The following is a 26,774-nucleotide window of genomic DNA, read 5'->3' as shown; positions in this document are numbered from 1 at the left end:
CGCCACCCGGGCCATCCTGACCGCGTGACCTCAACTCTGGCCTCTGCCAAGGGAAACACCGCGTCCCACTCCCCCGGTCCGCGTGGGCTGCCGCTGCTGGGCAACCTGCCCGCCTTCGCCCGCGACCCGTTGGCCTTCTTCTGCCACCTGCGCGACGAACACGGCGACTGGGCGCGCTGGCGGCTCGGCCCCAAGCGCTGCCTGCTGGTCTCCCGCCCCGAGGACGTCAACGACCTCCTGGCCGGCGCCGAAACCACCTTCGCCCAGGCCGACCTGGGCTACGCCCTGCACGCCGTCCTGGGCGAGGGCGTGGTCACCAGCACCGGCGAGGACTGGCGCCGCAAGCGCGCGCTGGTGCAGCCGTCCGTCCGCCCACGGCAGGTCCGCTCCTACGCGTCCACGATGGTCGAGTGCGCCGACGCGGTGGCCGGCACCTGGCAGGACGGCCAACGGATCGACGTCCAGCGGGAGATGACGCGGCTGACGCAGCGGATCGCGGTCCGCACCCTGTTCGGCGTGGAGACCGCCGGCCGCGAGGAGGTCATCGCGCGGGCGATGGCCGTCGCCCAGCAGGAGATCGGCGCGGAGCTGCGCGGCGTCACCGCCTTCTTCCCCGGCTGGGTGCCGACCCCCGGCCGCCGCCGACTCCAGGCGGCCGTGGCCGAGTTGGACGCGGAGATCCACCGCATCATCGACGAGCACCACGCCGCGCGGGCGGCGGGCGAGGAACGCGACGACCTGCTGAGCCGGCTGCTCGCCGCGCGCGACGAGAAGGGCGCGCCGCTGTCGGACAAGGAGCTGCGGGACGAGGCCGTCACCCTCTACATCGGCGGCCACGAGACCACGTCCACGACCCTCACCTGGACCTGGCACCTGCTCTCCGGCTCCCCCGAGGCCCGCGCCTGCCTCGACGCCGAGCTCGCCGAGGTCCTGAACGGGCGCCTGCCGGCGTTCGACGACTACGCCCGCCTGCCGTTCACCCAGGCGCTGGTCAAGGAGTCGCTACGGCTCTACCCGCCGATCTGGCTCATCAGCGGCGTCGCGCGCGCGGGCGCGCGCCTCGGCGACCGCGAGGTGCCCGTCGGCACCACGGTCTGGGCCAGCCAGTGGTCCGTCCACCGCGACCCGCGCCTCTTCCCCGAGCCGGACGCCTTCCACCCGGAGCGGTGGGACCCCGACGCCCCCACCCCCGTCCCCGACCACGCCTGGTTCCCCTTCGGCGGCGGCCAACGCACCTGCTTGGGAGCCAGGTTCGCGCTGGTGGAGGCGGCGCTCCTGCTCGCCGTGCTCGCCCAGCGGTGGCGCGTGGACACCGACCCGGCCGAGGTGAAGCCCTTCACGGGGTTGACCCTGCAGCCATCCCGGCCTATCGACGCAACGGTTCGCTGCACTACCTAGGGGGCGCGAGGAACTGCGCGACAAGCCACCCAAGGCGATAGAGCCCCGAACGCGCAGGGCCATCCCCGCGCCCCTTGAGGTAGTGGCAACTGACTCAGGATTGCGCAAGTCGCAGCAGGTACTGGGCCAGATCCTGGCCCCCGTTGGGGTCCCTGCTGATGACCAGGACCGTGTCGTCGCCCGCGATCGTGCCGATGATCTCCTCCACCCCGGACTGGTCGATCGAGGAGGCGAAGAACTGCGCCGCGCCCGGCGGCGTCCGAAGCACCACGAGGTTGCCCGAGGCCACCGCCGAGACGAGGAGCTCAGCCGCCAGCCGCGCCATCCGGCTTTCGCTCGCGGACTCCCCCATCGGCGCCAACGGCGTCCGGTCGCCGCCCTCCGCCGGAACGGCGTAGATGAGCGCGCCGTCGGAGTTGCGGATCTTGACGGCGCCGAGCTCGTCGAGGTCGCGCGAGAGGGTGGCCTGAGTGACCGTCAGCCCGTCGTCGGCGAGGAGCTTCGCCAGCTGGCTCTGCGAGCGGACGGGCTGACGGGTCAGCAGCTCCACGATCCGCCGGTGGCGCGCCGTACGCGTCTGCGGCAGCTGCTGGCCTGCCGCGGACGTGGTCGGCGCGTCGCGATGGGGTTCGGTCATGGAGCAAGTGTCCCTTACTTGATCGAACGGAGCACACCCGGGAGGACTGCGAGGAACGCGTCCACGTCCCGCTCGGTCAGGATCAGCGGCGGGGCCAACCGGATGACGTCCGGGGTCGCGGCGTTCACCAGGAAGCCCGCCCGCTGCAGCGCGGCCTGGAGCTCGCCCGCGACCGGACGGGTGAGCGCGACGCCGATCAGCAGGCCCGCACCGCGGACGTGGTCCACCAGCGGGTCGCCGATCGCGGCGATCCCGGCGCGCAGGCGCTCGCCGACCTTGGTGACCTGGTCCAGCAGACCCTGCTGCTCGATGGTGTCGAGCACCGCGTTGGCCGCCGCGCAGACGACCGGGTTGCCGGAGAAGGTCGAGCCGTGGTGGCCGGGCTTGAACAGCTGCGCCGCCTCGCCGAAGGCGAGGGTCGCGCCGATCGGCAGGCCGCCGCCGAGGCCCTTGGCGAGGGTCACCACGTCCGGGTCGACGCCGTCGAAGGCCTGGTACTGGAACCAGTGGCCGCAGCGGCCGATGCCGGTCTGGATCTCGTCCAGGATCAGCAGCGCGCCCTTGGCACGGGTGATCTCCCGGGCCGCGACCAGGTACTCGGCCGGCGGGACGACGACGCCGTTCTCGCCCTGGATCGGCTCCAGGATGACCGCGGCGGTCTCCTCGGTCACCGCGGCCCGCAGCGCGTCCACGTCGCCGTAGGGGACGTTGCTGACGTCGCCGGGCAGCGGGTGGAAGCCGTCCTGCTTCTTCGGCTGGGCCGTCAGCGCGAGCGCGCCCATGGTGCGGCCGTGGAACGCGCCCAGCGCGGAGACCATGCCGGTACGGCCGGTGAGCCGGGCCAGCTTGAAGGCGGCCTCGTTGGCCTCGGCGCCGGAGTTGGAGAAGTAGACCCGCGCGTCCTCGCGGCCGGAGCAGGCGATCAGCCGTTCGGCCAGCCGGATCGGCTGCTCGGCCATGAAGAGGTTCGAGACGTGGCCGAGGGTGCCGACCTGCTGGGTGACCGCCGCGACGATCGCCGGGTGGGCGTGGCCGAGGGAGTTGACCGCGATGCCGCCGAGGTAGTCGGTGTAGCGCTTGCCCTCGGCGTCCCAGACGTGCACGCCCTCGCCGCGGACCAGCGGCAGCCGCGGAGTGCCGAAGTTGTCCATCAGCGCGTGCTGCCAACGGGTGGTCAGTTCTTCGTTCTTCGCGCTCATGCCAGCCCCCCGGCCATCACGGTCAGTTCGGTGTCGGTCTCGGGGTCGGCCACGACCATCGTGCCGATGCCCTCGTCGGTGAAGATCTCCAGCAGCAGGCTGTGCTGGACGCGGCCGTCCAGGACGCGCGCGGTGCCGACGCCCTCGCGGACGGCACGCAGGCAGCCCTCCATCTTGGGCACCATGCCGCTGGCCAGCGTCGGCAGCAGCTTCTCCAGCTCACCTGCGGTCAGCTGGCTGATCACGTCGTCCGAGTGCGGCCAGTCGACGTAGAGGCCCTCGACGTCGGTGAGCACGACGAGCATCTCGGCCCGCAGCGCCACCGCCATCGCGCTCGCGGCGGTGTCGGCGTTGACGTTGTAGACGTGGCCGTCGGAGCCGCGGGCCACGGAGGAGATGACGGGGATGCGCCCGTCCTCCAGCAGCGCCTTGACCGCCCCGGCGTCGACGTTGGCGATGTCACCGACCAGGCCGATGTCGACCTGCTCGCCGTCGACCTCGGCGTAGCGCTTGACGGCGGTCATGGTGTGCGCGTCCTCGCCGGTCATGCCGACGGCGAAGGGGCCGTGCTCGTTGAGCAGGCCGACCAGGTCGCGCTGGACCTGTCCGGCCAGCACCATGCGGACCACGTCCATGGTCTCCGGCGTGGTCACGCGCAGGCCGTTGGTGAAGGTGGACTCCAGGCCCAGCCTGGCCAGCTGCGCGTTGATCTGCGGGCCGCCGCCGTGGACGACGACCGGGCGCAGGCCCGCGTAGCGCAGGAACACCACGTCCTGCGCGAACGCGGCCTTGAGCTGGTCGTCGACCATGGCGTTGCCGCCGAACTTGATGACGACGGTCTTGCCGTGGAAGCGCTCCAGCCACGGCAGGGCCTCGACCAGGGTCATCGCCTTGGGGAGCGCGGTGTTGTTGCGGGCCTGTTCGCCCTTGGGTGCGATCTGCACGACAGTTCTCAGTCCTCGGGTCGTCAGCTGGAGTAGGCGCTGTTCTCGTGGACGTACTCGGCGGTGAGGTCGTTGGTCCACACCGTCGCGGCCTGCTCTCCGGCGTTCAGGTCGGCGGTGATGACGACCTCGCGGTCCTTCATGGTGACCAGGTCCCGGTCCTCGCCGACGCCGCCGTCGCGGCAGACCCAGACACCGTTGATGGCCACGTTCAGCCGGTCCGGCTCGAAGGCGGCCGAGGTGGTGCCGATGGCCGACAGGACGCGGCCCCAGTTCGGGTCCTCGCCGTGGATGGCGCACTTGAGCAGGTTGTTGCGGGCGATGCTCCGGCCGACCTCGACGGCGTCGGCCTCGGTGGCGGCGCCCACGACGTCGATGCGGATGTCCTTGCTGGCTCCCTCGGCGTCGCCGATCAGCTGGCGGGCCAGGTCGGCGGAGACCTCGCGGACGGCCGCCGCGAACTCGTCCGCGTCGGGGACGATGCCGCTGGCGCCGGAGGCGAGCAGCAGCACGGTGTCGTTGGTGGACATGCAGCCGTCGGAGTCGACGCGGTCGAAGGTCTTCGACGTGGCGGAGCGCAGGATCGCGTCGAGCTCGGGGGCCTCGACCAGGGCGTCGGTGGTGATCACCACGAGCATGGTGGCCAGGCCCGGCGCCAGCATGCCCGCGCCCTTGGCCATGCCGCCGACGGTCCAGCCGGAGCCGTGGGCGACAGCGGTCTTGTGGACGGTGTCGGTGGTCTTGATGGCGACGGCGGCGGCCTCGCCGCCGTCCTCGCTGAGCGCGGCGGCGGCCGTGTCGACGCCGGGCAGCAACTGGTCCATGGGCAGCCGCACGCCGATCAGCCCGGTCGAGGCGACCGCGACCTCACCGGCGCTCAGGCCCAGCACCTCGGCGACCTTCTCGGCGGTCGCATGGGTGTCCTGGAAGCCGAGCGGGCCGGTGCAGGCGTTGGCGCCACCGGAGTTGAGGACGACGGCGCTGACCTGGCCGCCCTTGACGACCTGCTCGGACCAGAGCACGGGGGCGGCCTTGACCCGGTTGGAGGTGAAGACGCCCGCCGCGGCGTGCGAGGGGCCGTCGTTGACGACGAGCGCGAGGTCGGGCGCGCCGGACGCCTTGATCCCTGCGGCGATGCCGGCCGCACGGAAGCCGCGGGCCGCCGTGACGCCGACACCTGGGTTGGTCACGGGGTTCTGGCTCACGGTGCGACTCCTGTCTGCGGAAGGCCGAGCTCCTCGGGCAGGCCGAGGGCGATGTTCATGCTCTGGACGGCGCCGCCGGCGGTGCCCTTGACCAGGTTGTCGATGGCGGCGATGGCGATGATCCGGCCGACGCTCTCGTCGAGCGCGACCTGGACCAGCGCGTTGTTGGACCCCTGGACGGAGGCGGTGGCGGGCCACTGCCCCTCCGGGAGCAGGTGGACGAAGGTCTCGCCGTTGAACGCCTCCGCATAGGCGGCGCGCACCTGCGCGGCGGTGACGCCGGGCTTCGCCTTGGCGCTGCAGGTGGCGAGGATGCCGCGGGACATCGGCGCGAGCGTCGGCGTGAAGGAGACGGCGATGCGCTCGCCCGCGACGGCGGAGAGGTTCTGCGTCATCTCGGGGGTGTGCCGGTGGACGCCGCCGACACCGTAGGGGCTCATCGAGCCCATGACCTCGCTGCCGAGCAGGTGCGGCTTGGGCGCCTTGCCCGCGCCGCTGGTGCCGGACGCGGCGACGACCACGGCCTCGGGCTCGGCTAGCCCGGCGGCGTAGGCGGGGAAGAGCGCGAGTGAGACGGAGGTCGGGTAGCAGCCGGGGACGGCGATGCGCTTGCTGCCCTCCAACGCCTTGCGGCTGCCCGGGAGTTCGGGCAACCCGTAGGGCCAGGTGCCGGCGTGCGGGGAGCCGTAGAAGTTCTCCCAGTCCTCGGCGCTGTGCAGCCGGAAGTCGGCGCCGCAGTCGACGACGAGCACGTCCGGGCCCAACTGCTCGGCCACGGCCGCGGACTGGCCGTGCGGCAGGCCGAGGAAGACGACGTCGTGCCCGGCCAGCGTCTCCGCGGTGGTGGGCTCCAGCACGCGGTCCGCCAGCGGCCACAGGTGCGGCTGCAGTTCCCCGAGCCTCGTCCCGGCGTTGGACCCGCCGGTCAGCGCCCCGATCTCGATCGCCGGATGCGCCAGCAGCAGGCGCAGCACCTCTCCCCCGGCGTACCCGCTCGCCCCGGCGACCGCCGCCCGGTACGTGGCCTTCGCTGCCATCTGCTGCCTCCTCGTGTTGGGATAACTATACGGAGGGCAGCACATTCATGCAATCAATCATGCATATCCGGGCGACCCGGTCGGGAGACCGGCTCAGGCGTAGGCCGCCAACGGGTCCTCGTCGCCGTAGGGGCGCAGGCGCAGGGTGCGGGCGTCGCGGTCGCGAATGAGCTCGGCGTCGCGGAGCAGGGCCTCGAGGTCGTCCTGGCCGAGGTGGAGGAAGCGGCCGTGCAGCGGGTCGAAGCGGCCTCGGGCGGCGCCGACGACGGTCGAGACCACATAGGGGATGCTGCCCCAGTGCACCATGCCCGCGAACATCGGCATGTGCGCGGTCATGTCCGTCGCCACCGCGCCGGGGCTGATGTCCAGGACGGTGACGCCGTGCGGGCGCAGCGACTCGGCGAGGTTGTCGCTCAGCCGCAGCAGGGCCGCCTTGGAGGTCGCGTACGCGGTGTAGCGGCTGTCGGGGCGCAGCGCGAAACCGCTGTTGAGGTTGACCACGCGGCCCGCGCCGCGTTCGACCATTCCCGGCAGCACCGAGCGCAGCAGGTTGAACGGTCCGCGCAGGTTCGTCTCCACCACCTGCCACCACTGCGCCTGGTCCGCCTCCCACAGCGGCACCTCGGCGCGGTCCACCTGTCCCGCATTGTTGACCAGCAGGTCGATCCGGCCCAGGTCACGCTGGACGCTGTTGACCGCCGCCTTCACCTGTCCCGGGTGCGCGACGTCGGCGGCGAAGGCGACGCACTTCACACCGTGCCGCGCACAGGCGCGCAGGGTCTCGGTGAGGGTGTCCCGATGCCGGCCGAGCAGGCCCAGGTTCATGCCCTCCTCGGCCAGGCCGAGCGCGATCTCCCGCCCGATCCCGCGCCCCGCGCCGGTCACCAGGGCGGACTGCCCCTCCAGGCTTCGCAGGCCCACGACGCTCTCCCTCCCGGTCATGTGATCGTCTGGTTGGTGTGTTCGTCCAGTTCATCCTGGCCCGCTGTTGGCAGGTCCGGCGGCGGACACGCGGGGAGCGAGCAGGTAACGTCGGGCGTTGCACTGAATGGAAGTCTTCGACGAACGGAACTGGGGAAGCCACACGTGAGCGACATCGCGCGGGTAGGAGTGGTCGGCTGCGGCCTCATGGGGTCGGGCATCGCGGAGGTCTTCGCGCGCTCGGGTCTGGACGTCAAGGTCTCCGAGGCGAGCGGTGAGGCCCTGGAGCTGGGCCGCACCCGGATCACCACCTCCCTGGACACCGCCGTCCGCCGCGGCAAGCTCTCCGAGGAGGACCGCGACGCCGCGCTGGCACGGATCTCCTTCACCACCGAGCTGGCCGACTTCGCCGACCGCGACCTGGTGGTCGAGGCCGTCGCGGAGCGGGAGGACATCAAGATCGCGATCTTCGAGACGCTCGACCGGGTCGTCGAGCGCCGCGACGCGATCCTCGCCTCGAACACCTCCTCCATCCCGATCGTCAAGCTCGCCTCCGCGACCGGCCGGCCGGAGCAGGTCCTCGGCATCCACTTCTTCAACCCGGCCCCGGTGCAGAAGCTGGTCGAGATCATCCCGACGCTGACCACCTCCGCCGAGACCGTCGCCCGCGCCGAGGCCTTCACCCGCGAGGCGCTCGCCAAGGACCCGATCCGCGCCCGCGACCGGGCCGGCTTCGTGGTCAACGCGCTGCTGGTGCCCTACCTGCTGTCCGCGGTCCGGATGTTCGAGTCCGGCATCGCCACGGCCGAGGACATCGACAAGGGCATGGAGGCCGGCTGCGCCCACCCCATGGGCCCGCTGCGCCTGTGCGACCTGATCGGCCTGGACACCATCGTCTCCATCGCCGAGTCGATGTACGACGAGTTCAAGGAGCCCCTGTACGCGGCCCCGCCGCTGCTGCAGCGCATGGTCGACGCCGGCCTGCTGGGCCGCAAGTCCGGTCGCGGCTTCTACCAGTACTGATGCCCTCGCGCGGCTCCTCCTGACACAACAACGGCGCCCGGCTCTTCCCGTGGAAGAGTCGAGCGCCGATGGCTTTCAGGGGCCCGGGGAGTTCCAGCCTCACGACCAGGAGCGCGAGGGTGCTTCTGGGTCGCACGCTCGACGGCATGAGATGCCATAATCGCCGACCGACGCCCGCCAGCACGCCCGGGCTGCTCCTGCTGGGGGTGAGCGCCCTGATCAGACAGGTCCGGTCTCTGGGCCGTGAGGAGCGGTGGCCGCTCCGGAGCGCCCGCGCCGACAGCGAGTACGACTTCGCCGGCGGCGCCCCGCGGTTGCGGGGCGCCGTCGCCGTGGGAGGGGGCGGGGATCAGGCGCCGGTGAGCGCCTCGTCCTTGAGGGCTTGGCGGATCTGGGCACGGAGCTCAGGGCTGTCCGTCTCGCTGTGCACCGAGACGGCGTGCTCGGCGGCCGCGCGGACGACTTCCTCCTCGTCCCCGGCGATGGTGAGCGTGCAGTTCACCTCGCTCGGGTAATCCCGGCAGTCGGCTACCTTGCGCATGACTGCCTCCCTTCGGCTGTTCCCACCAGTATCGGCCGCCGCTCCGTGCGGCTCCAGCCGGCCGGCCCGCTGTTCCGGCCCCGGCCGCCGAGCTGGCGTGGCCGCGGCGGGTGCCGATTGCCGATTGCAGGGCACGGAAATTCGATGGCCGCGTCGGCGGGACCCCACCTAACCTCGTGCCAGCGGGACGGAGACCGCCCGCACCGAGCGTCGAGTGCTGGGACACAACGGGGCCTGTAAAGCCCTGGCCGGATGGCTTGCGGGGTTCGATTCCCTGGCGACGCACCCAGCGAGAATTCCATTCACGGGGGAACAGTCATGGCCACCAAGCTGAACCAGATCATCGCCGTCGAGAAGGGCGTCAAGGCCAAGGCCTCGGCGGACCTGACCCAGGCGCAGCACGACGTGCAGAAGACCGCGCTGCTGACCGGCATCGCCCGGACCTACCAGCCGCGCGACGAGGACGGCGAGATGTTCCCGCCGGAGTCGACGCGGGTGCAGGTCCACGCCGAGGACGTGCTGCGCACGACGGCGTCCTCGCTGACCCGCCTCTTCGACGTCACCGCGACGAAGGACTGGGCGAACTGCGACGCGCGCGCCGACGTGAAGGTCGACGGCCGGGTGCTGCTGGCGGAGGTGCCCGTGAGCTACCTGCTGTTCCTGGAGAAGCAGTTGGTGGACGTGCACGGCTTCGTCAAGAAGCTGCCGGTACTGGACGCCGCCGAGTCGTGGAACCGGGACGAGTCGACGGACAGCTGGCGTACCGAGCCGGTCAAGACCAACCGCACCAAGAAGGTCTACCGCAACCACGTGAAGGCCGAGGCCACCGAGAAGCACCCGGCCCAGGTCGAGGTCTACACCGAGGACGTGACGATCGGTCACTGGACCACGGTGAAGTTCTCCGGCGCACTGCCGGCGCGGCGCGTCAACCAGTTGCTGGAGCGCGTGGAGAAGCTGCAGCAGGCGGTCAAGTTCGCCCGTGAGGAGGCCAACGGCACGGAGGTCTCGGACCAGCGGATCGGCGACGCCGTCTTCGCCTTCCTTTTCGAATAGCAGCCTGTTCGAGTGACACACAGACTCCCCGCTCCCAGTGAGCGGGGTGCGCCAAGGAGCGCAAGCTGAAACTGAGGCTTGTCGTGACGAAACGCGGCCCGCGAAGGGCCGCGGTCAATCTCAGACTCTTGCTCCAGACTCAGCATTCGCCACGCGGCGTCGGCTCGACCGAGTGCGGGCAGCACTCGCCGGATGCAGGTTCAACTCCTGCTCTCCGCTCCAGCGTGCGGAGGTAGTTCAAAGGCAGAACACGGCGGATTGAGAATGACCCGCACTCTCCACGGAGTCGGCGCCACCCCGCGGTGGCAGCACGAGGCCCGGGAGCCGGATATGCTCCCGGGCCTCACCCGTGTGCTCGCTCAGACCCGGGCCCAGCACTGGACCAGGGTGAAGGTCGTGCCGCGGCGCTGGGGGGTGGTGAGTTCCGATTCCGCCTCGGCTAGGAGGGCGTCGAGTTCGCCGGGGTCGGTGAGGGCGACGAGGCGGTCGCGCAGGCCCGCCGCCAGGGCGAGGGGCATGCGGAGGTAGGGGTGGTTCGGGGGGAGTTCGAGGACCTCGGTGCGGACGCGGGGGGTGAGGCCGCGGGCGTGCAGGAGTTCGGGGAGGCCGCGGCCCGCGTCCATGTCGCCGCCGGAGGCGCGAAACGCCTCGGCGAGGAGTTCGAGGACGCGCTGGGCGGCGGGGGCCGGGGCCTCGAAGCGCCAGCTGTGGCAGTCGGGCTCCTCCAGCACCAGTACGCCGCCAGGTGCCAGCAGCGAGAGGTGGCTGGTCAGCTGCTCCTCCGCGCGGCCCAGGGGCGCGAGCATCAGCCGCGCGTGGACCAGGTCGAAGCCGCGACGTTCCAGCTTGGTGGTGAACAGGTCGTCCACCAGCAGCCGCACGTTGAGCAGCCGGTCACGCTCGGCGACGCCCGCGGCCCGCTCCAGCAGCACCTTGTCGACGTCCGAGCCGAGCACCGAGCCGGTGTCGCCCGCCCACGCGCTCAGCAGCCGCAGCCAGCCGAGCGCGCCGCAGCCGACGTCGAGCGCACGGCGACCGTGGCCGTCGGGACCGATCTGCTCCAGCAGCCGACGGCCCGCGGGTTCCCAGACCTCGGACTGGAGCAGCAGGCGATCCAGTTCCATTTCCGTGCTCTGCCCAGCCTGACCAGCCAACAGGTAATCGCTCATCGCGTCCCCAACCCGAAACCCACGGCACCGGAGGTCCAACCGTAGAACGTTAGCAATCCGGCAGCCGAACCGTGGGTCATCTTGACGCAACCCCGACCCGTCAGGGCGAAAAGTCCGCCCGGTCGGCGTCAGCGGCAGGCCGCCGCCAGGCGGGTGAGGCCGAGGATGGCGTCCACCGTCGGGGTGGGCACCTGGACCAGCCGGCCGATCTCGCGCACCGCGCCGACCAGCGCGTTCAGCTCCAACTCCCGGCCCGCCTCCATGTCCTGGAGCATCGAGGTACGGAAGGCGCCCAGCTTGCGGGTGACGACGGTGCGGTCGGCCGGGGTCTCGTCGATCGGGCAGCCGATCCGGGCGCCGATCTCGGCGGCCTCGCGCATCGCCGCGTGGCAGAAGGCGAGCACGAGCTCGTCGTCGAGGATCCGGTCGGCGGTGGCGCGGGTGAGGGCGGAGACCGGGTTGGTGGTCATGTTGCCCCAGAGCTTGTACCAGATGTCCTCGTGGATCGAGATCGACGCCGTCGCGTCGAGCCCGGCTCCGCGCATCAGCGCGACGAGCTCGGCCAAGCGCGGCGTCTCGGCCCGCGCGGGCTCGCCCAGGATCAGTCCGGTCCCGGCGACATGACGGATCAGGCCGGGCTCGGGCGTGGCGCAGCTCATGTGCACGACGCTGCCGACGACGTGCCGCACCGGGATCGCGGCGGCGGCGCGGCCGCCCGGGTCGACGGAGTCGAGCGTGCGGCCCTCGCAGGGACCGCCGAAGCCCTCGAAGAACCACCACGGCACGCCGTTCAGTGCCGGGAGCACGACCGTGTCCGGCCCGAGCAGCGGGGTGACCGCCGGGAGCACGGCGGGCAGCGACTGCGCCTTGACGGCCAGGACCACCAGGTCCTGCGTGCCGAGCGCGGCCACGGACGCCGCGTCCGCGGAGTCGGCGAGCGCCGCGACCGGCGCGGTCAGCAGGGTGCCGTCCGCCTCCCGCACCCGCCATCCGTGCGCCGCGAGCGCGGCGTGCGTCGCGCCCCGCGCCACGGCCCCGACCGGCACCCCCGCCGCGGCCAACCGCGTCCCGACGAAACCGCCGATCGCCCCCGCGCCCATGACTGTGATCCGCATGGCCTGAACCTACCTCGCGCGGCGTGCGTACCGGCAGAGAGTGCCCCGATCCGAAGAGCGCAGACCGGAACAACGCCGGAGCCTCACCCCCGGACGTGCTGCAGCCAGGCCGGGCGGCCGGCCAGGGTGCGGGCGCGCTTGGCCGCGTCCGCGGCGGCGAGTTCCTCGGGCGTCGCGAAGCAGCGCGGGATCCACTCGTCGGAGCGGGCGACGCGGGCTGCGAGGTGTCGGACGTAGGCGTCGCGCAGCGCGTCCGGGGTCGGGTGGCCTGGCTCGGGGGCGAGCCACTCGTCCGGGACCTCGGCCGCGACCTCGCGCAGCAGCGCCGCGGTGACCAGCGGGGCGAGGACCGCGTCGGCCCCGGCCACGTCGGGCGCGTAGCCGCCGAGCGCGTGCGCGGAGAGGTCGTAGGCCTTGGCCACGGCCTCGTCGGCGGCCTCCCAGCGGTGATGGAAGATCAGCGCGGCGCCGTGGTCGATCAGCCAGAGCCGCCGGTGCCAGACCATCAGATTCGGGTTGCGCACGGTCCGGTCGACGTTGCCGACGAGCGCGTCGAACCAGACGATCCGGCCCGCCTCCTCCGCGGAGAGGTCGACCCCGTCCTGACCGGGGACGAAGTCGGTGGCCCCGGGCAGGTAGTCCATGCCCAGGTTCAGTCCGGCGCTGGCCCGGTGCAGGTCCTGCACCTCCTGGTCCGGCTCGTGGGCGGAGACGGCCGGGTCGAACCTGATCAGCACCAGTTCCGGCACGCGCAGCCCGAGGCGACGCGCCAGCTCCCCCACGATCACCTCGGCGACCAGCGCCTTGCGGCCCTGCGCAGCGGCGTGGAACTTCACCACGTAGGTGCCGCAGTCGTCCGTCTCCACGACGGCGGGCAGCGAGCCGCCCGTGCGCAGCGGCTCGACGTAGTCGAGCGCGGTCACCTCGGCGAGCTCGCCGTGCGTGGTCATCGTCTCCGTCACGCTCCGTCCGCAGATCCAGCTCCCCACCAGCAGGTCCACCCAGTCAAGCATCCGGGCCCCTGGTGGCGCGCGGCCTGCCCCGGCCGCCGACGGCGGTCAGCAGCCGGCTCAGGGTCGCCACCTCGGACTCGGTGCAGCCGGCGGTGAACCAGTCGGTCGCGACCTCCTCGGCGCTGAGCGTCATCTCCGCGAGCCGCTCGCGGCCCGTGGCGGTCAGCGCGGCGTAGGCGATGCGCGCGTCACGGGGATCCTTCTCCCGCTCGACCAGCCCGATCCGCTCCAGCGGCCCGAGCCCGCGGGTGACCCCGGACGCGGTCAGGCCCACGGCCTCGGCCAGGTCCACCCGCCGCATCCGGGTGCCGGGCGCGGCGCCGAGGTGCAGCAGCACCTGGAAGTCGGCATAGCTGACGCCGTGCCGGTGGGCCAGCACGGAGTCGAGCCGCTTGGTCAGCGCGGCATGGGCGCGGGCCAGTCGCAGCGCGGTGTCGAGGGCGTCCTGGGTGCGGTCGGTGCTCATGTCGTCAGGGTAGCAGAAACTTGAGGACTCAAGGAGTTGTTGTGCACCGCTCTATTGCTGTTTACGACTCCGCCGCTCGTCGGCATGGTGGAGGGAGGGGGACTCTCGGGGGGTGGCATGAGAGTGAACGACGACCGGCACGGCACGAACCGGCGCGGGCGGCACCGCCGACGCACCGTCACCACGACGCTGGCGCTGGTCGCGGTGGCGCTCGCCGGCCTGCTCGCGCTGCTCGACGTGGTCAGCCTGTCCGCCGCACCCACGCCCGCCCCGGCTCCGACCCCGGAGCTGTTCCCGACGCTGTGCACGACGGCCCTGCCGTCGGCGTGGAAGCGGGCGCTCACCGACCCGGCCGACGCGTGGCCGCGGGGCCACGGCACGCTGCTCGCCGTCACCCCCGACGGGTCGGTGCGCTACGCCCGCACCGGCGACGAGCTGGTCGAGCTGAGCGGCCCCTCTTCGTCGCGGCGCCTCGTGCTCACGCTGCCCGCGACGTCCGCCACGCCGCGCGGCATCGGCGGGTGGACCGTCACCGGCGCCGTCGCGGGCGACTGGTTCGTCTTCGGCCTCGCCCCCACCGGGTACGCACCCGACCCGGGCTACCTCGGCCTGTACGCCTGGGACCACCGGACCGGGGCGCTCCGGGTGCTGCAGGCCGTCCGGCCGACGCCGTCCACGCGGGTCCTCTCCTGGACCTCCGGCGACGGCCTGGTCGCCTGGGAGGCGAGCCCCGCCCCGCTCGGTCCGCTCCCGCCGCCGGAGAGCCACCTGATCGAGGACCTCGCGACCGGGCGACGCGGCACCACCGCGTACACCGTCCTCTTCCTCTCCGGCGGACTCGCCGTCAGCGACGACCCGTCGACCGGCCCGGTCGCGGAGGGGACAAGGGGGGCCACGAGCGAGCCCGTAGCCCAGGCGCTACGACGGACGCTCCTCCCGGCCTGGTCCGAGATGACCTCCGACACCGCCCCCGGCGTGCTGCTCTGGAGCACCGACCCGTGGCACGCCCCGCCCGTCGGGACCACGGTCCCGCTCGGCGGCTGGCGCGACTGGAACGTCTGGCTGCCCGCGGCCGGCTCCGTGCTGCGGATCCAACCCCAGGCCGGGAGGGGCGAGGTGGCCGCGAACCTGCTCGGGGACGACTTCCTGGCGGTCCGCTCCGTCCGTGCGGACCCGCAGGCGCCGCACGGCGCGAGTGACGAGCAGTCACTCCTGATCGACCTGCGCACCCACGACGAGGCACCACTGCCGCTGCCCGCGCTCCTGGACGGGCCGGTCTTCGGCGCGGACGGCCGGCAACCGCACGTACTGGAACTCGCCGCCCTGCCCCGCCTGCCGCACTGCTGACGACACGACAGCCCGACGGCGCGACAACCCGACGGCGGCAGCCCCACGTCGCGGCAGCGAAAAGGGAGACACCCCGGGCGAGCGCCCGGGGTGCCTCCCTCGCGTACGGCGGGTGTCAGCCGCGCAGGGTCGCGCCCACGCGAGTGGCGGCCTCGGCGACGGCCGACTCGCGGGCGGCGGAGGCCTCGTCCGCCGTCAGCGTGCGGTCGGCGGCCCGGAAGCGCAGCGCGTAGGCCAGGGACTTCTTGCCCTCGCCGACGCTCTCGCCCCGGTAGACGTCGAACAGCCGCAGCGACTCCAGCAGCTCGCCCGCACCGGTACGCAGTGCGGACTCGACGTCGGCGGCCTTGACCGCATCGTCGACGATCAGCGCCACGTCCTGGGTCGCCACCGGGAAGGTGGAGATCTTCGGGCCCTCGGCCTTGGCCGCGCCGCCCGCCGTCAGCAGGTCCAGATCCAGCTCCATCGCGCAGGTGCGCTCCGGCAGGTTCAGGGCCTTGATGGCGCGCGGGTGCAGCTCACCGGCGTGGCCGACCAGCTGCTCGCCCACGTAGAGGCCGGCGCAGCGGCCCGGGTGCCACGGGGTGTGCTGGTCCTGGCGGACCGTCAGTTCGACGCCCGCGGCGTCGGCGACGGTGCGCGCGGCCTCGACGGCGTCGGCCCAGGTCCACGCCTGCGCCTTGCCCCACCAGCCCTGCGGGTCGCGGCTGCCCGCGAACACGGCGCCGACCCGGTACGGCTGCCGCGGCAGCGCCGCGTCGAGCTGCGCGATCTCGTCCTCGGTGGGACGGCGGTCCACCGGCAAGCGCGGCGCGCGGTACAGCGTCTCCGCCGTGCCGTCGACGCGGAAGACCCGGCCGAGCTCGAACAGCGCCACGTCCGTGGAGCCGCGGCCGACGTTGCGGTGCAGCGCGCCCAGCAGGCCCGGCAGCAGCGTGGTGCGGAGCGAGGGCTCCTCGTGCGAGATCGGGTTGGCGAGCTGCACCGTGACGCGGCGCGGGTCGCCCGCCTCGATGCCGAGGCCGTCCAGCACCGCCTCGCCGATGAACGGGTAGTTCTGCACCTCGACCTGGCCGGCCGAGGCCAGCGCGACGCCGATCCGGCGGCGCAGCCGCTGAGCGTCCGTCAGGCCGCGGCCCGCCGGGACGTTCGGCAGCGTGGAGGGCAGGTTCTCGTAGCCCTCCAGCCGGATGACCTCCTCACAGAGGTCGTTCGGGTCGGTCAGGTCGGGCCGCCAGGTCGGCGGGGTGACCACGAGCACGTCCGTGCCGACCACCGTGCAGCCGACCTCCTGGAGGCGGCGGACGACGGTCTCGCGGCCGTACTCCTGGCCCGCGACGCGGTCCGGGAGGTCGGCGGCGATGGAGATGGAGTGCACCGGGCGCGGCGCGACCACGTCCGTCACCCCGGCCTCGGCGGTGCCACCGGCGACCAGGACCAGCAGGTCCACGGCGCGCTGGGCGGCTGCCTTGGTGGCCTCCGGGTCGACGCCGCGCTCGAAGCGCTTGGCCGCCTCGGAGGGCAGCTTGTGGCGCCGCGCGCTGCGCGCGATGGAGACCGGCGCGAAGTGCGCGGCCTCGATGACGATCTCGGTGGTGCCGTTGACCTCGCCGGTCTCCGGGTCGACGACGGCGTCCGCGATCTCGGTGCCCGCGCCGCCCATGACCCCGGCGATGCCGATCGGACCGGAGTTGTCGCAGATCAGCAGGTCTTCGTTGTCGAGGGTGCGCTCCACGCCGTCCAGCGTGCGCAGCTTCTCGCCCGCGGTGGCACGGCGGACCGTGATCGCGCCGTCGATGCGGTGCCGGTCGTAGGCGTGCAGCGGCTGGCCCATCTCCAGCATCACGTAGTTGGTGATGTCGACGGCCAGCGAGATCGGACGCATGCCGGCCTTCTGGATCCGGCGCTGCATCCAGATCGGCGACTTGGCGGCCGGGTCCACACCCACGACGCTGCGCGCGACGAAGCGGTCGCACGCCGCCGGGTCCTCGACCTTGACCAGCGGGCCGTAGGAGTTGGCCGGCGGCACGTCGATCAGGGCCGGGTCGCGCAGCGGCAGGCCGTAGGCGATGGCCATCTCGCGGGCGACACCGCGCAGCGACAGGCAGTAGCCGCGGTCGGCGGTGACGGCGATGTCCAGCACCTCGTCGACCAGCTCCAGCAGCTCGATCGCGTCGGTGCCGGGCTCGTACTCCGGCGGCAGCACGATGATGCCGTCGTGCTCGTCGCCCATGCCCAGCTCGCGGGCGGAGCAGATCATGCCCTCGGAGGTCTTGCCGTAGGTGGCGCGCGCCGCGATCGGGAACGGGCCGGGGAGGACCGCGCCGGGGAGCACCACGACGACCTTGTCGCCGACGGCGAAGTTCCGCGCGCCGCAGACGATGTTCTGCGGCTCACCGGTTCCGTTGGCGTCGCCGACGTCCACCTGGCAGTAGCGGATCGGCTTCTTGAACTCGGTCAGCTCCTCGATCGCGAGGACCTGACCGACGACGAGCGGGCCCTTGAGGTCGGCGCCGAGCTGCTCGACGCCCTCCACCTCGAGGCCGGCGCGGATCAGCTTGGCCTGGATGTCTCGGCCGGTCTCGCCGGTGGGGAGGTCGACGTACTCCCGCAGCCAGGAAAGCGGGACGCGCATCAGATCTCCATCCCGAACGGAAGGGTGAAACGCACGTCACCCTCGACGATGTCTCGCATGTCCTCGACGTTGTGCCGGAACATGAGCATGCGCTCGATGCCGAAGCCGAACGCGAAGCCGCTGTACTTGTTGGGGTCGATGCCGCAGGCGACCAGCACGCGCGGGTTGACCATGCCGCAGCCGCCGAGCTCGATCCAGCCCTCGGAGGAGCAGGTCCGGCAGGGACGGTCCGGGTTGCCGACGGACTCGCCGCGGCAGACGAAGCAGACCATGTCCATCTCGGCGGACGGCTCGGTGAAGGGGAAGTAGTTCGGGCGCAGGCGGGTGGAGATGCCCTCACCGAAGAGCGACGCGACCATGTGGTCGAGCGTGCCCTTGAGGTCCGCCATGGTCAGGCCCTCGTCGACGGCGAGCAGCTCGACCTGGTTGAAGACCGGGGTGTGCGTCGCGTCCAGCTCGTCGCTGCGGAAGACGCGGCCCGGGCAGATCACGTAGACCGGCGGCTCGGCGGCGGCGAGGAGGGAGCGGATCTGCACACCGGAGGTGTGCGTCCGCAGGACGACGGAGTCGGCGTCCTTGAGGAAGAAGGTGTCCTGGGTGGATCGCGCCGGGTGGTCCGGGCCCATGTTGAGGGCGTCGAAGTTGAGCCACTCGGCCTCGACCTCGGGGCCCTCGGCGACGGAGTACCCCATGGCCGTGAAGACGTCCATCAGCCGCTCGGCGAAGGTCGTCAGCGGGTGCCGGCCGCCGCGCGGGGCGCGGTCGTAGGGCAGCGTGACGTCCACGGCCTCCTCGACCAGCACGCGCGCGTCGCGCTCGGCCTCGAGCGCGACGCGGCGCTCGGCGAGGGCCTTGTTGACGGCGCCACGAGCCGCACCCACCCGCTTGCCCGCGTCCGCCTTCGCGGCGGGCGGCAACGCACCGATCTCACGGTTCGCGAGCGCCAGCGGCGAGCGGTCACCGGTGTGCGCGACCTTCGCCTCGTGCAGGGCGTCGAGATCGGTCGCGGCGGCGAAGGCGGCGATCGCCTCGTCGCGAAGGCGCTCGATCTCCTCCGGCTTCAGAGCCTCGACCTCCACCGGGTCGTACGACTTGTTGGGTGCGGACATCTCTCTCTTCCCGTTTGCGGCAACGCGCGGCCAATGGCCGAGTCTAATGGGTTCGGGGACGGTTCCTTTTCGCAGTCCGGGCACCATGCACATGCTGGGGCGCGGGGAACTGCGCGACAGGCCACCCGGGGGGCGGAGCACCGAACGAGCAGGGCCATCCGCTCATCAGTGGTTCTCGCGCAGTTCCCCGCGCCCCTGGCGTGCTGCCACTGAAGCGAGGGAATTAGGCAAGAACCTCGGGAATCCCGGGCGGCAGGGTAAATCGGAAACTCGCGCCGCCCTCGGGGCCGCGGTCGACGCGGATCGTGCCGCTGTGCGCTTCGACGATGCCCTTGACGATGTAGAGGCCCAGACCCGTGCCGCCGCGCTTGCTGCCGCGCCAGAAGCGGGTGAAGACGCGCGGGATCGACTCCTCGGGGATACCGGGCCCCTGGTCGCTCACCGTCACCGCCGTCCCTTCGCGCACCCGGCCGGAAGCCTCCTCCGACTTCGCCGGTTCCACGTCGATGGTGACAGTGCCCTCACCGTGCCGCACCGCATTTTCGAGGAGATTGCCCAGCACCTGGTCGATCTTGTCGGCGTCCGCCCACAACTGCGGCAGCGGCTCGCAGACGCGCACCTCGAAACGTTCCTCCGGAACGCCCGCGGCGACCAGACCCTCGACGTGGCGCCGCACCGCGGCGTCCAGCCGGATCGGCTGGCGGCGCACCTCAAGGCGGCCGGAGTCGATCCGGGAGATGTCGAGCAGCTCGGCGATCAGCCGGGTGACCCGGTTCGCGTCGGCGTCGACCGTCTCCAGCATCAGCTTCTTCTGGTCCTCGGTGAACCGCTCCCACTTCTGCAGCAGGGTCGCGGTGAAGCCCTTGACGCTGGTCAGCGGTGAGCGCAGCTCGTGCGCGACGGTGGCGATCAGCTCGGCGTGGCTGCGTTCGGTGCGCCGCCGCGCCTCCGTGCCGCGGAGCGCGACGACGACGCGTTGTACGGGGCCGCGCCCCTCGCGCACGTAGCGGGCGGAGACGAGGACCTCGCGGCCGCCGGGGCCGGGCAGCAGCAGGTTGCGCTCGGGCTGGCGGGTGCGGATGTCGAGGCCGCCGTAGGGGTCGGTGAGCTGCCACCAGCGGCGGCCCTCCAAGTCCTCCAGCGGCAGCGCCTCGTCCAGCGGGCGGCCGAGCACGGCGGTGGGGGCGAGGCCGGTGACGCGGGCCGCGGCGCGGTTGAAGACGATCACCTGGCCGGTCTCGTCGGCGATCAGCAGACCGTCGGGGAGCTCCTCCGGATCCAGCGAGCCGTGAGCGGGCGTGGCGGACGCGACGGACGCGACGCGCTGTCGCGGAAACTGACCGGCCATCGTCTCGCCTCCTCCCCCGACCCCCGGAGTGGCCACCCTAGCGAAGACGGCCCTACCCGCGGCAGTCAGCCGCGACACCCTCCGGGCGCACGCTGGGCGCGCGCGGAGGCGTACAGGCAGACGGCGGCGGCCGTGGCGAGGTTGAGGCTCTCGGCGTGACCGTGGATCGGGACGCGCACCACCTCGTCCGCCAGTGCCCGAGTGGCCTCGGGCAGGCCCCAGGCCTCGTTGCCGAAGAGCCACGCGGTCGGGGCGCCCAGGGTGCCCTCGTCCAGTTCGGCGTCGAGGTCGCGCTCCCCCGCGCCGTCGGCGGCGAGGACCCGGATGCCGGCCTCGCGCAGCCCGGCGACGGCCTGCTCGACGGGGACGCCGACGGCCACCGGCAGGTGGTAGAGGCTGCCGACGGAGGCGCGCACGGCCTTGGGGTTGTAGAGGTCGACGGAGGCGTCGGTCAGCACGACCGCGTCCGCGCCCGCCGCGTCCGCGGTGCGCAGCACGGTGCCGGCGTTGCCGGGGTCGCGGACGTTGGCGAGCAGCGCGACCAGCTTGGGCCTGGCCGCGAGCACGGCCTCGAAGGAGGTGTCGACGAAGCGGCAGACGGCGACGATGCCCTGCGGTGTCACGGTGTCGCAGACGGCGGCGATGACCTCGTCCGTGGCGGTCAGCACGGTGACCTGCTCGGCGCGGGCGCGGGCGATCAGGTCGGCGTGCCGTTCGGCCGCCTCGAAGGTCGCGTAGATCTCCACCACCGAGTGGCTGCCGTCCGGGAGCGTGCCGAAGTTCACGGCCTCGCGCACGGCCTGCGGGCCCTCGGCGATGAAGCGCCGCTCCTTGCCGCGCTGGGCCCGTCGGGACAGCCGCCGGGCGGCGTTGACCCGGGGCGAGCGCAGCGAGGTGAGCTCGGGCTGGGACGACGGGTGCGGCAGGGACATCGCGGTGATCATCACTCCAGGGCGTGGGAGGTCGGCCATAGAACGAGCCGGGCCCGCAGGGGGTCACCCCCTGCGGGCCCGGTTGCTTCCACCCTGCGGGTGGGAGGTGCTACTGCGCTACGCGGTGGCAGCTCAGGCGGCGGCGTCGGCCTTCGGCGCGTTGACGTCGGCCGGCAGCGCCTTGCGGGCGGCCTCGACCAGCGCCTCGAACGCGGCGGAGTCGTTGACGGCGAGCTCGGCCAGCATCTTGCGGTCGATCTCGATGTTGGCAGCCTTCAGGCCCTGGATCAGGCGGTTGTAGGTCATGCCGTTCGCGCGGGCGGCCGCGTTGATGCGCTGGATCCAGAGCTGACGGAAGTCGCCCTTGCGCTTCTTGCGGTCGTTGTAGTTGTAGACGAACGAGTGGGTGACCTGCTCCTTCGCCTTGCGGTACAGGCGCGAGCGCTGGCCACGGTAGCCGCTCGCCATCTCCAGGATGACCCGGCGCTTCTTGTGGGCGTTCACTGCCCGCTTGACGCGTGCCACGTTATTACTCCTTCAAAGGGACCGCGGGCGTTGTCACACGGTCCGGTTTACTGATGTGGTCGAAAGGATCGGCGAGCCCCGAAGGGCAGCGATCACTTGCCGAGAAGCTTCTTGATCTTCTTCGCGTCGGCGGGGGCAGCCTCGACGGTGCCGGCCAGACGGCGGGTCAGCGTCGACGACTTGTGCTCGAGCAGGTGACGGCGACCGGCGCGCTGGCGCAGCACCTTGCCGGAGCCGGTGAGCTTGAAGCGCTTGCTGGCACCGGAGTGCGTCTTGTTCTTCGGCATGTCGCCGTACTCTCCTCGTCGGTCCGCTCCCGCCCGTCCGCCTTACGGCGGGCCGAGCGGGAGCGCTTCGTTTCTGACAGGACTCCCGGGTGGTCACCCGGGAGCCGGGGTGGTGCTAGGCGCGTCCGGCGATCAGCCGGCCGCGGCCTCCGTGCCGGCCTCGACCGGCGCCTCGACCTCGACCTCGGCAACAGCCTCGGGCTGCTGCTCGGCGGCCTCGACGGCCTCCGTGGTCTCCTCGACGGCGTCGATCTCGTCGACCTCGTCCACGTCGTCCGCGCCACCCTGACGACGCGGGGTGACACCGGCCTGGGCGGCGGCCTTGCGCGCGGCCTGGGCCTCGCGGGCCTCGGCCATGGCCTCGGTCTTCTTCTTGTGGGGCCCGAGGACCATGATCATGTTGCGGCCGTCCTGCTTCGGCGAGGACTCGACGAAGCCGAGGTCCTGCACGTCCTCCGCGAGGCGCTGCAGCAGCCGGAAGCCCAGCTCGGGGCGGGACTGCTCACGGCCACGGAACATGATCGTGATCTTGACCTTGTCGCCCTGCTTGAGGAACCGAACGACGTGACCCTTCTTGGTCTCGTAGTCGTGCGGGTCGATCTTCGGCCGGAGCTTCATCTCCTTGATCACCGTGTGCGCCTGGTTCTTGCGCGCCTCACGGGCCTTCATGGCCGACTCGTACTTGAACTTGCCGTAGTCCATGAGCTTGCACACCGGCGGGCGTGCCGTGGCGGCGACCTCGACCAGGTCGAGGTCGTACTCCTGCGCGAGCTCAAGCGCCTTGGCAAGCGGCACGATGCCGACCTGCTCGCCGCTAGGACCGACGAGTCGCACCTCGGGGACGCGAATCCGGTCGTTGATGCGGGGCTCGGTGCTGATGGATCCTCCTCGGTTGCACCCCGCGGCCGCCGGGCGGCAGCCGCGTTCGCTGGCTGGGTACCGCCACACAGAGCTTCATTCGTGCCGCGGTACCTGGTGAGAGTGCACCGCGGGCACGAAAAAAGCCCCGCATGACGCGCAGGCGGAGCTCCATGGCACAACCGACGACACGTCCCTCCGTACCCTGTCCTCGGACAGTTACAGGCGGGAGCGCCTCGTCTGGACCATTTGACCCGACGACCGTGAGGTCGCTGCGGGTGGGAAGTCGGAGCCTCCACTTGCGGGCCGGGACTGCGTCAGCCATGACGGCAGAGCGGTACCTGGCCGGTCTCAGTCTGCAAGCATAGCAGCGTCCGGCGATACCGCAGAATTCCCGCTCGCGGGGGTGGTTCCGGCAGACTGCGGGGAGACATCAGTTCTTCTGGAATGAGACCCATGAGCGACGCGACCCCCTCCTCCGAGTCCCCCGACTTCGACGATTTCACCCGCGACATCGCCGACGTGCCGGCGGTGGAGGTCATCACCACCGTGGCCGTGCACCTGATGAGCGCCGCCGCGGTGAACCTCGGTCTCGCGGAGGGCGGGGAGCAGCACAAGGATCTCGACGAGGCCCGCAAGCTGATCACGGCCCTGGCGGGCCTGGTGACGGCGGGTGCCCCGGAGATCAGCAACTTCCACGCGGCGCCGCTGCGGGACGGCCTCAAGTCCCTCCAGCTGGCCTTCCGCGAGGCGTCCCTCGTCCCGGACGCCCCGGGCACCGGCCCGGGCGAGAAGTTCACCGGCCCCGTCTACGGCTAGCGAGCACGGCCGGCCAGCCCGACGAAGGAGCGGATCAGGGGGTTCGCCTCACCGGTGCGCCACGCGACCACCAGACGGCTCGGCGCCATGTCGGCCAGCGGGACGACGGTGACGCCCTCGGGGAGGTCCTGGCCCGGCGACCCGGGCGGGTGAGCGATCGGGGCCAGACCCACGGTCCCGTTCCACAGCACTTCCCGGACGCACTCGTGGACGGTGCGGACCACCGGCCCCTCCCGCAGCGGCTCCCCGGGATTCCTGCCGTTCCAGTAGGCGCGCCAGAGCGGGTCGGTGCCCTCCGGGAAGCGGAACCAGGTGCGGTCGTCGAGGTCGGACAGGGAGAGCGACGCGCGCCCGGCCAGCGGATCGTCGGCGCGCAGCACCACACCGACCGGCTCGGAGCGGATCACCCGGGTGCTGATCCCGGTCTCGTCGAAGGGCGCCCGGGTCACCGCCACGTCCACCAGGCCGGTGCCCAGGCCGGCGGTGGGGTCGGCGAGGTCGGCCTCGACCACCCGGACGTCGACCTCGGGGTGGTGCCGGCGGAAGGCGGCCGCCAGCGAGACGCCCGCACCGGCGCGTTCCACGCTGTCGCCCAGGGTGCCGACGGTGAGGCTCCCGGCGCCGGCCGCCGCGACGACCCGGGCACGAGCCCGGTCGGCCTGCGCCAGCAGGGCACGCGCCTCCTCGTGGAGGGCGGCTCCGGCCGCGGTCGGCGTGACGCCGGCGGCGGACCGCTCCAGCAGGGTGACGCCGAGCTCCGCCTCGAGCCGCTGGACGGCCCTGGTCAGCGGCGGCTGGGTCATGTGCAGCCGCGCCGCGGCCCGGCCGAAGTGCCGCTCCTCGGCGACGGCCACGAAATAGCGCAGCAGGCGAAGCTCCATCGCCTGTGACGATACCCGATCGGTATCAGGCCCGTTCAAGAGGTATTGGACGCCCGGCTCGGCGCGGCGGTGCAGTGGAGAGGCAGACACGCACCAACCCTGGAGCCCGCGCCATGACCGACCTTCAGCTGCCCGACCCCGCCGTCCGGACCGACGGCGCCCAGGAGCTCGCCCGCGACCTGCTGGTCGTGCCCAATCGGAACACCCCACTGGTCCCGAACATCGGGATCATCGGCGGCACGCAGGCGGTGCTGGTCGTCGACACCGGCCTGGGCCCGGAGAACGCGGAGAACGTGCTGGCTGCCGCCCGCGACCACGCGCGCGGCAGGCGGCTGTACGTCACCACCACGCACTTCCACCCCGAGCACGCCCTGGGCACCCACGTCTTCGCCGGCGAGGCGACGTACCTGGTCAACCGGGCGCAGGCGGAGGATCTGGCCGCCAAGGGCGACGGCTACCTCGCCATGTTCCGGGGCCTCGGCGAGAACGTCGCCCGCCGCCTGGAGGGCGCGCGGGTCCCCACGCCGGACGTCGTCTACGAGCAGTCCCACACACTCGACCTCGGCGGCCGCGTGGTGCGGCTGCAGGCCGTCGGCCGCGCGCACAGCAAGGGCGACCAGGTGGTCACCGTGCCCGACGACGACGTGCTGTTCACCGGGGATCTGGCCGAGACCGGGCAGTTCGCGATCTTCCCCTGGTTCCCGCCGCACGACACCGACGTGAGCGGCCTCCGCTGGATCGAGGTGATGGAGCGCCTCGTCGCTTCCGGGCCGGCGACGGTCGTCCCGGGCCACGGCGACACCGGCGGGACGCAGGTGCTCACCGACGTCCTCGCCTACCTGCGCGAACTGCGCGACGAGACCTGGGCCCGCCGCGACTCGGCGAGCAGCCGCGAGACGCTCGTCGAGGAGGTGCGGGCGGTCCTGGTCGAACGGCATCCGACCTGGACCGGCCGGGAGTGGATCGACACCGGCGTCGCCTGCCTGTGCGGCGAGCAGCCCTAGGGCCTGTCCGGCCCTAGGCGCGTGCGTAGAAGGGGTCCGCCGGCTCGTTTCCGCCGGGGGTGACCACGGCGAGGTCGAGGCCGCGGTCCAGGCGGATGCGCAGCAGTTCACTCTCGCTGAGGGAGGCCGCCACAGCCCGGAGGGACTCCGGCGCCGTGTCGGGCGCGACGATGAGGACCAGCTGGGCGTCGGCCTGCTCGCTGGCGAGCAGGTGCGCCCGGAGCACGACCTCGTGTTTGCCCAGGACGGCGCGGAGCTCGTCCGCGACCCCCGGGTCGCGCAGCGCGCCGACGTGGGCCCGCGACTCGGCGACCGCGCGCAGCGCCGCGCCGCTGAGCTCGTAGAAGACCGGACCAGCCAGGTCGATCAGGAGCGCGTCCGCGTGCTCGGACCAGGCCGCCTGGACGGCCTGGGACGCGGGCACGGGGGCGGGGCGGGCATCGGCCCGCCACGCCGCGAGGGACGCCAGCGAGGTGAAGGCGGGTAGCCCCTTGCGGCCGTCGGGAGCCTGGATGGTCGGGACGGCCATGTCGCTGGTCTTCTCGTGCCGCAGGCCGTGCGCGTCCGTCTCGACCTCGCCGAGGACCGCGACGATCGGGACCATCAGCCGCGCGGTGGCGAGCAGCGCGAGCACCCGCTCCTCGTTCTCCGGCACGGGCTCCGCCGCGTACGCGGCGAGCGCCGCCGCCAACTGAGGGTCCGCCGAACCGTCGTCACCCGCGAACCCCGGGTCAGGGATGTTCTTCCGCTCCACCCCGCGAGCCTACGCGACGTGCCCTGACCACGGGGCGCCGCGTCAGTGGTCCCGCACCATGCTGGGCCGGGTCAGGCCCCAGATGACGAAGAGGTCGATCGCCATCACGACGATGGCCCAGAACGGGTAGTAGGGAAGCCACAGGAACTGCCCGACGAGACTCAGGGCGGCGACGACGATGCCGGCCCAGCGGGCCCACGTCTGATCGGCCAGCAGACCCACGCCGACCACGATGGCGACGGCGCCGAGAGCGATCTGAACCCATCCCCAGCCCGTCAGATCGAACTGGTACACATAGCGGGCGGTGGCGATGTAGATCTTGTCCTTCGACACGGCACTCGCGCCCTGCAGGATGCCCAGGGTGCCGTTGATCAACAGCAGCACCCCCGCGAAGACCGCGGCGCCGGCGGCCCAACCGCCTCCTCGACGCGACGGAGCGGACCCCTCGTTGCTCGATGTCGTTGCCATGACGTCAGCTTCCGGCCGCCCCTGGTGGTCTGCCAGTCCGCCGGGGCTGTCCGGGTGGTGACCACCGGCGTCGTCCGTTCCGCGGG

The 26,774-nt window shown here is 72.3% G+C and carries 27 protein-coding genes; 6 read left to right on the top strand and 21 right to left on the bottom strand.

Going from position 1 to position 26,774, the window contains the following annotated elements; genetic code table 11:
• The first annotated feature begins 24 nt into the window (after positions 1 to 24).
• Positions 25 to 1,398, top strand: a complete 1,374-nt coding sequence (locus DN069_RS10625; RefSeq protein ID WP_111500648.1) for a cytochrome P450 — start codon at positions 25 to 27, stop codon at positions 1,396 to 1,398.
• Positions 1,399 to 1,492: 94 nt separating this feature from the next.
• Here the strand turns inward: DN069_RS10625 and DN069_RS10620 are convergent, their stop codons facing one another.
• The 6 genes from DN069_RS10620 to DN069_RS10595 all read right to left on the bottom strand — a co-directional run bounded on the left by DN069_RS10620 (position 1,493) and on the right by DN069_RS10595 (position 7,341).
• Positions 1,493 to 2,035 carry an arginine repressor gene (locus tag DN069_RS10620; protein ID WP_111500647.1) on the bottom strand — a complete coding sequence of 181 codons (543 nt, stop codon included), beginning with the start codon at positions 2,033 to 2,035 and terminating at the stop codon, positions 1,493 to 1,495.
• Between the two features lie 14 nt (positions 2,036 to 2,049).
• A complete protein-coding gene (locus DN069_RS10615; protein WP_111500646.1) occupies positions 2,050 to 3,234 on the bottom strand; it encodes an acetylornithine transaminase in 1,185 nt (394 codons plus the stop codon).
• A complete protein-coding gene (gene argB / locus DN069_RS10610; RefSeq protein WP_111500676.1) occupies positions 3,231 to 4,121 on the bottom strand; it encodes an acetylglutamate kinase in 891 nt (296 codons plus the stop codon). The genes DN069_RS10615 and argB overlap by 4 nt, the downstream gene beginning before the upstream one ends.
• An 80-nt stretch (positions 4,122 to 4,201) precedes the next feature.
• On the bottom strand, positions 4,202 to 5,368 hold the full coding sequence (gene argJ, locus DN069_RS10605) for a bifunctional glutamate N-acetyltransferase/amino-acid acetyltransferase ArgJ (RefSeq protein ID WP_111500675.1): 1,167 nt from the start codon (positions 5,366 to 5,368) through the stop codon (positions 4,202 to 4,204).
• An 11-nt stretch (positions 5,369 to 5,379) separates the two neighbouring features.
• A complete protein-coding gene (gene argC / locus DN069_RS10600) occupies positions 5,380 to 6,420 on the bottom strand; it encodes an N-acetyl-gamma-glutamyl-phosphate reductase (RefSeq protein ID WP_111500645.1) in 1,041 nt (346 codons plus the stop codon).
• Between the two features lie 93 nt (positions 6,421 to 6,513).
• Positions 6,514 to 7,341 (bottom strand): SDR family NAD(P)-dependent oxidoreductase, encoded by an 828-nt coding sequence (locus DN069_RS10595; protein ID WP_111500674.1) that lies wholly within the window; start codon positions 7,339 to 7,341, stop codon positions 6,514 to 6,516.
• Positions 7,342 to 7,506: 165 nt separating this feature from the next.
• Here DN069_RS10595 and DN069_RS10590 point away from each other — a divergent pair, with 165 nt between their 5' ends.
• Entirely contained in the window at positions 7,507 to 8,364 is an 858-nt protein-coding gene (locus DN069_RS10590) for a 3-hydroxybutyryl-CoA dehydrogenase (protein ID WP_111500644.1), read from the top strand.
• A 349-nt stretch (positions 8,365 to 8,713) separates the two neighbouring features.
• Here DN069_RS10590 and DN069_RS10585 read toward each other — a convergent pair whose 3' ends face one another.
• Entirely contained in the window at positions 8,714 to 8,905 is a 192-nt protein-coding gene (locus DN069_RS10585; protein ID WP_111500643.1) for a DUF1059 domain-containing protein, read from the bottom strand.
• 318 nt (positions 8,906 to 9,223) lie between these two features.
• Between DN069_RS10585 and DN069_RS10580 the strand changes: the two genes are divergently transcribed.
• Positions 9,224 to 9,958 carry a DUF7873 family protein gene (locus DN069_RS10580; RefSeq protein WP_111500642.1) on the top strand — a complete coding sequence of 245 codons (735 nt, stop codon included), beginning with the start codon at positions 9,224 to 9,226 and terminating at the stop codon, positions 9,956 to 9,958.
• Positions 9,959 to 10,317: 359 nt separating this feature from the next.
• Here the strand turns inward: DN069_RS10580 and DN069_RS10575 are convergent, their stop codons facing one another.
• The 4 genes from DN069_RS10575 to DN069_RS10560 all read right to left on the bottom strand — a co-directional run bounded on the left by DN069_RS10575 (position 10,318) and on the right by DN069_RS10560 (position 13,721).
• Positions 10,318 to 11,082 (bottom strand): class I SAM-dependent methyltransferase, encoded by a 765-nt coding sequence (locus tag DN069_RS10575; RefSeq protein ID WP_165845462.1) that lies wholly within the window; start codon positions 11,080 to 11,082, stop codon positions 10,318 to 10,320.
• Positions 11,083 to 11,255: 173 nt separating this feature from the next.
• A complete protein-coding gene (locus DN069_RS10570) occupies positions 11,256 to 12,242 on the bottom strand; it encodes a ketopantoate reductase family protein (protein WP_111500640.1) in 987 nt (328 codons plus the stop codon).
• 83 nt (positions 12,243 to 12,325) lie between these two features.
• Positions 12,326 to 13,192 (bottom strand): HipA family kinase, encoded by an 867-nt coding sequence (locus DN069_RS10565; RefSeq protein WP_111500673.1) that lies wholly within the window; start codon positions 13,190 to 13,192, stop codon positions 12,326 to 12,328.
• Positions 13,193 to 13,247: 55 nt separating this feature from the next.
• Entirely contained in the window at positions 13,248 to 13,721 is a 474-nt protein-coding gene (locus DN069_RS10560; protein WP_111500639.1) for a MarR family winged helix-turn-helix transcriptional regulator, read from the bottom strand.
• A 117-nt stretch (positions 13,722 to 13,838) separates the two neighbouring features.
• On the opposite strand from DN069_RS10560, the gene DN069_RS10555 reads away from it, so the two are divergent.
• Positions 13,839 to 15,068, top strand: coding sequence for a hypothetical protein (locus tag DN069_RS10555; RefSeq protein ID WP_133259883.1), 1,230 nt, complete (start codon positions 13,839 to 13,841; stop codon positions 15,066 to 15,068).
• 115 nt (positions 15,069 to 15,183) lie between these two features.
• Here DN069_RS10555 and pheT read toward each other — a convergent pair whose 3' ends face one another.
• From pheT to infC, 7 genes are all read right to left on the bottom strand, one after another.
• Positions 15,184 to 17,703 carry a phenylalanine--tRNA ligase subunit beta gene (gene pheT / locus DN069_RS10550; RefSeq protein ID WP_111500637.1) on the bottom strand — a complete coding sequence of 840 codons (2,520 nt, stop codon included), beginning with the start codon at positions 17,701 to 17,703 and terminating at the stop codon, positions 15,184 to 15,186.
• A complete protein-coding gene (gene pheS, locus DN069_RS10545; RefSeq protein WP_111500636.1) occupies positions 17,703 to 18,812 on the bottom strand; it encodes a phenylalanine--tRNA ligase subunit alpha in 1,110 nt (369 codons plus the stop codon). The genes pheT and pheS overlap by 1 nt, the downstream gene beginning before the upstream one ends.
• 223 nt (positions 18,813 to 19,035) lie before the next feature.
• Positions 19,036 to 20,160, bottom strand: coding sequence for a sensor histidine kinase (locus tag DN069_RS10540; protein WP_111500635.1), 1,125 nt, complete (start codon positions 20,158 to 20,160; stop codon positions 19,036 to 19,038).
• 65 nt (positions 20,161 to 20,225) lie between these two features.
• The gene (locus DN069_RS10535; protein WP_111500672.1) at positions 20,226 to 21,092 is read right to left on the bottom strand and encodes a TrmH family RNA methyltransferase; all 867 of its coding nucleotides are present in this window, start codon (positions 21,090 to 21,092) and stop codon (positions 20,226 to 20,228) included.
• A 132-nt stretch (positions 21,093 to 21,224) separates the two neighbouring features.
• Positions 21,225 to 21,617, bottom strand: a complete 393-nt coding sequence (gene rplT / locus DN069_RS10530; protein WP_042418653.1) for a 50S ribosomal protein L20 — start codon at positions 21,615 to 21,617, stop codon at positions 21,225 to 21,227.
• Positions 21,618 to 21,709: 92 nt separating this feature from the next.
• Entirely contained in the window at positions 21,710 to 21,904 is a 195-nt protein-coding gene (gene rpmI / locus DN069_RS10525) for a 50S ribosomal protein L35 (RefSeq protein WP_042364316.1), read from the bottom strand.
• 132 nt (positions 21,905 to 22,036) lie between these two features.
• Positions 22,037 to 22,852, bottom strand: coding sequence for a translation initiation factor IF-3 (gene infC / locus DN069_RS10520; RefSeq protein WP_111500634.1), 816 nt, complete (start codon positions 22,850 to 22,852; stop codon positions 22,037 to 22,039).
• 366 nt (positions 22,853 to 23,218) lie between these two features.
• On the opposite strand from infC, the gene DN069_RS10515 reads away from it, so the two are divergent.
• Positions 23,219 to 23,581, top strand: coding sequence for a DUF1844 domain-containing protein (locus DN069_RS10515; protein WP_111500633.1), 363 nt, complete (start codon positions 23,219 to 23,221; stop codon positions 23,579 to 23,581).
• On the opposite strand, the gene DN069_RS10510 is transcribed toward DN069_RS10515, so the two are convergent.
• Positions 23,578 to 24,462 (bottom strand): LysR family transcriptional regulator, encoded by an 885-nt coding sequence (locus DN069_RS10510; RefSeq protein WP_111500632.1) that lies wholly within the window; start codon positions 24,460 to 24,462, stop codon positions 23,578 to 23,580. The genes DN069_RS10515 and DN069_RS10510 overlap by 4 nt on opposite strands.
• 113 nt (positions 24,463 to 24,575) lie before the next feature.
• Between DN069_RS10510 and DN069_RS10505 the strand changes: the two genes are divergently transcribed.
• Complete coding sequence (locus tag DN069_RS10505; protein WP_111500631.1) at positions 24,576 to 25,466, top strand: MBL fold metallo-hydrolase; 891 nt, start codon at positions 24,576 to 24,578, stop codon at positions 25,464 to 25,466.
• 13 nt (positions 25,467 to 25,479) lie between these two features.
• Here DN069_RS10505 and DN069_RS10500 read toward each other — a convergent pair whose 3' ends face one another.
• Positions 25,480 to 26,220 (bottom strand): SseB family protein, encoded by a 741-nt coding sequence (locus DN069_RS10500; protein ID WP_111500630.1) that lies wholly within the window; start codon positions 26,218 to 26,220, stop codon positions 25,480 to 25,482.
• Between the two features lie 42 nt (positions 26,221 to 26,262).
• Complete coding sequence (locus DN069_RS10495; RefSeq protein WP_133259882.1) at positions 26,263 to 26,688, bottom strand: DUF7144 family membrane protein; 426 nt, start codon at positions 26,686 to 26,688, stop codon at positions 26,263 to 26,265.
• Positions 26,689 to 26,774: the final 86 nt, after the last annotated feature.

This window comes from Streptacidiphilus pinicola (assembly GCF_003258295.1).
GTDB classification, from domain to species: Bacteria; Actinomycetota; Actinomycetes; order Streptomycetales; family Streptomycetaceae; genus Streptacidiphilus; species Streptacidiphilus pinicola.
The sequence above is the reverse complement of the archived record's forward strand: the minus strand, read 5'-3'. Positions and strand labels throughout refer to the sequence as shown.

What these genes read in the sequence shown, in the direction of transcription:
- DN069_RS10620 (WP_111500647.1), bottom strand. Translation starts at nt 2,035, where the DNA reads ATGACCGAACCCCATCGCGACGCGCCGACCACGTCCGCGGCAGGCCAG.
- DN069_RS10615 (WP_111500646.1), bottom strand. Translation starts at nt 3,234, where the DNA reads ATGAGCGCGAAGAACGAAGAACTGACCACCCGTTGGCAGCACGCGCTG.
- argB (WP_111500676.1), bottom strand. Translation starts at nt 4,121, where the DNA reads ATGACCCTGGTCGAGGCCCTGCCGTGGCTGGAGCGCTTCCACGGCAAG.
- argC (WP_111500645.1), bottom strand. Translation starts at nt 6,420, where the DNA reads ATGGCAGCGAAGGCCACGTACCGGGCGGCGGTCGCCGGGGCGAGCGGG.
- DN069_RS10585 (WP_111500643.1), bottom strand. Translation starts at nt 8,905, where the DNA reads ATGCGCAAGGTAGCCGACTGCCGGGATTACCCGAGCGAGGTGAACTGC.
- DN069_RS10580 (WP_111500642.1), top strand. Translation starts at nt 9,224, where the DNA reads ATGGCCACCAAGCTGAACCAGATCATCGCCGTCGAGAAGGGCGTCAAG.
- DN069_RS10575 (WP_165845462.1), bottom strand. Translation starts at nt 11,082, where the DNA reads ATGGAACTGGATCGCCTGCTGCTCCAGTCCGAGGTCTGGGAACCCGCG.
- DN069_RS10570 (WP_111500640.1), bottom strand. Translation starts at nt 12,242, where the DNA reads ATGCGGATCACAGTCATGGGCGCGGGGGCGATCGGCGGTTTCGTCGGG.
- DN069_RS10565 (WP_111500673.1), bottom strand. Translation starts at nt 13,192, where the DNA reads ATGACCACGCACGGCGAGCTCGCCGAGGTGACCGCGCTCGACTACGTC.
- DN069_RS10560 (WP_111500639.1), bottom strand. Translation starts at nt 13,721, where the DNA reads ATGAGCACCGACCGCACCCAGGACGCCCTCGACACCGCGCTGCGACTG.
- DN069_RS10555 (WP_133259883.1), top strand. Translation starts at nt 13,839, where the DNA reads ATGAGAGTGAACGACGACCGGCACGGCACGAACCGGCGCGGGCGGCAC.
- pheT (WP_111500637.1), bottom strand. Translation starts at nt 17,703, where the DNA reads ATGCGCGTCCCGCTTTCCTGGCTGCGGGAGTACGTCGACCTCCCCACC.
- pheS (WP_111500636.1), bottom strand. Translation starts at nt 18,812, where the DNA reads ATGTCCGCACCCAACAAGTCGTACGACCCGGTGGAGGTCGAGGCTCTG.
- DN069_RS10540 (WP_111500635.1), bottom strand. Translation starts at nt 20,160, where the DNA reads ATGGCCGGTCAGTTTCCGCGACAGCGCGTCGCGTCCGTCGCGTCCGCC.
- DN069_RS10535 (WP_111500672.1), bottom strand. Translation starts at nt 21,092, where the DNA reads ATGTCCCTGCCGCACCCGTCGTCCCAGCCCGAGCTCACCTCGCTGCGC.
- rpmI (WP_042364316.1), bottom strand. Translation starts at nt 21,904, where the DNA reads ATGCCGAAGAACAAGACGCACTCCGGTGCCAGCAAGCGCTTCAAGCTC.
- DN069_RS10515 (WP_111500633.1), top strand. Translation starts at nt 23,219, where the DNA reads ATGAGCGACGCGACCCCCTCCTCCGAGTCCCCCGACTTCGACGATTTC.
- DN069_RS10510 (WP_111500632.1), bottom strand. Translation starts at nt 24,462, where the DNA reads ATGGAGCTTCGCCTGCTGCGCTATTTCGTGGCCGTCGCCGAGGAGCGG.
- DN069_RS10505 (WP_111500631.1), top strand. Translation starts at nt 24,576, where the DNA reads ATGACCGACCTTCAGCTGCCCGACCCCGCCGTCCGGACCGACGGCGCC.
- DN069_RS10495 (WP_133259882.1), bottom strand. Translation starts at nt 26,688, where the DNA reads ATGGCAACGACATCGAGCAACGAGGGGTCCGCTCCGTCGCGTCGAGGA.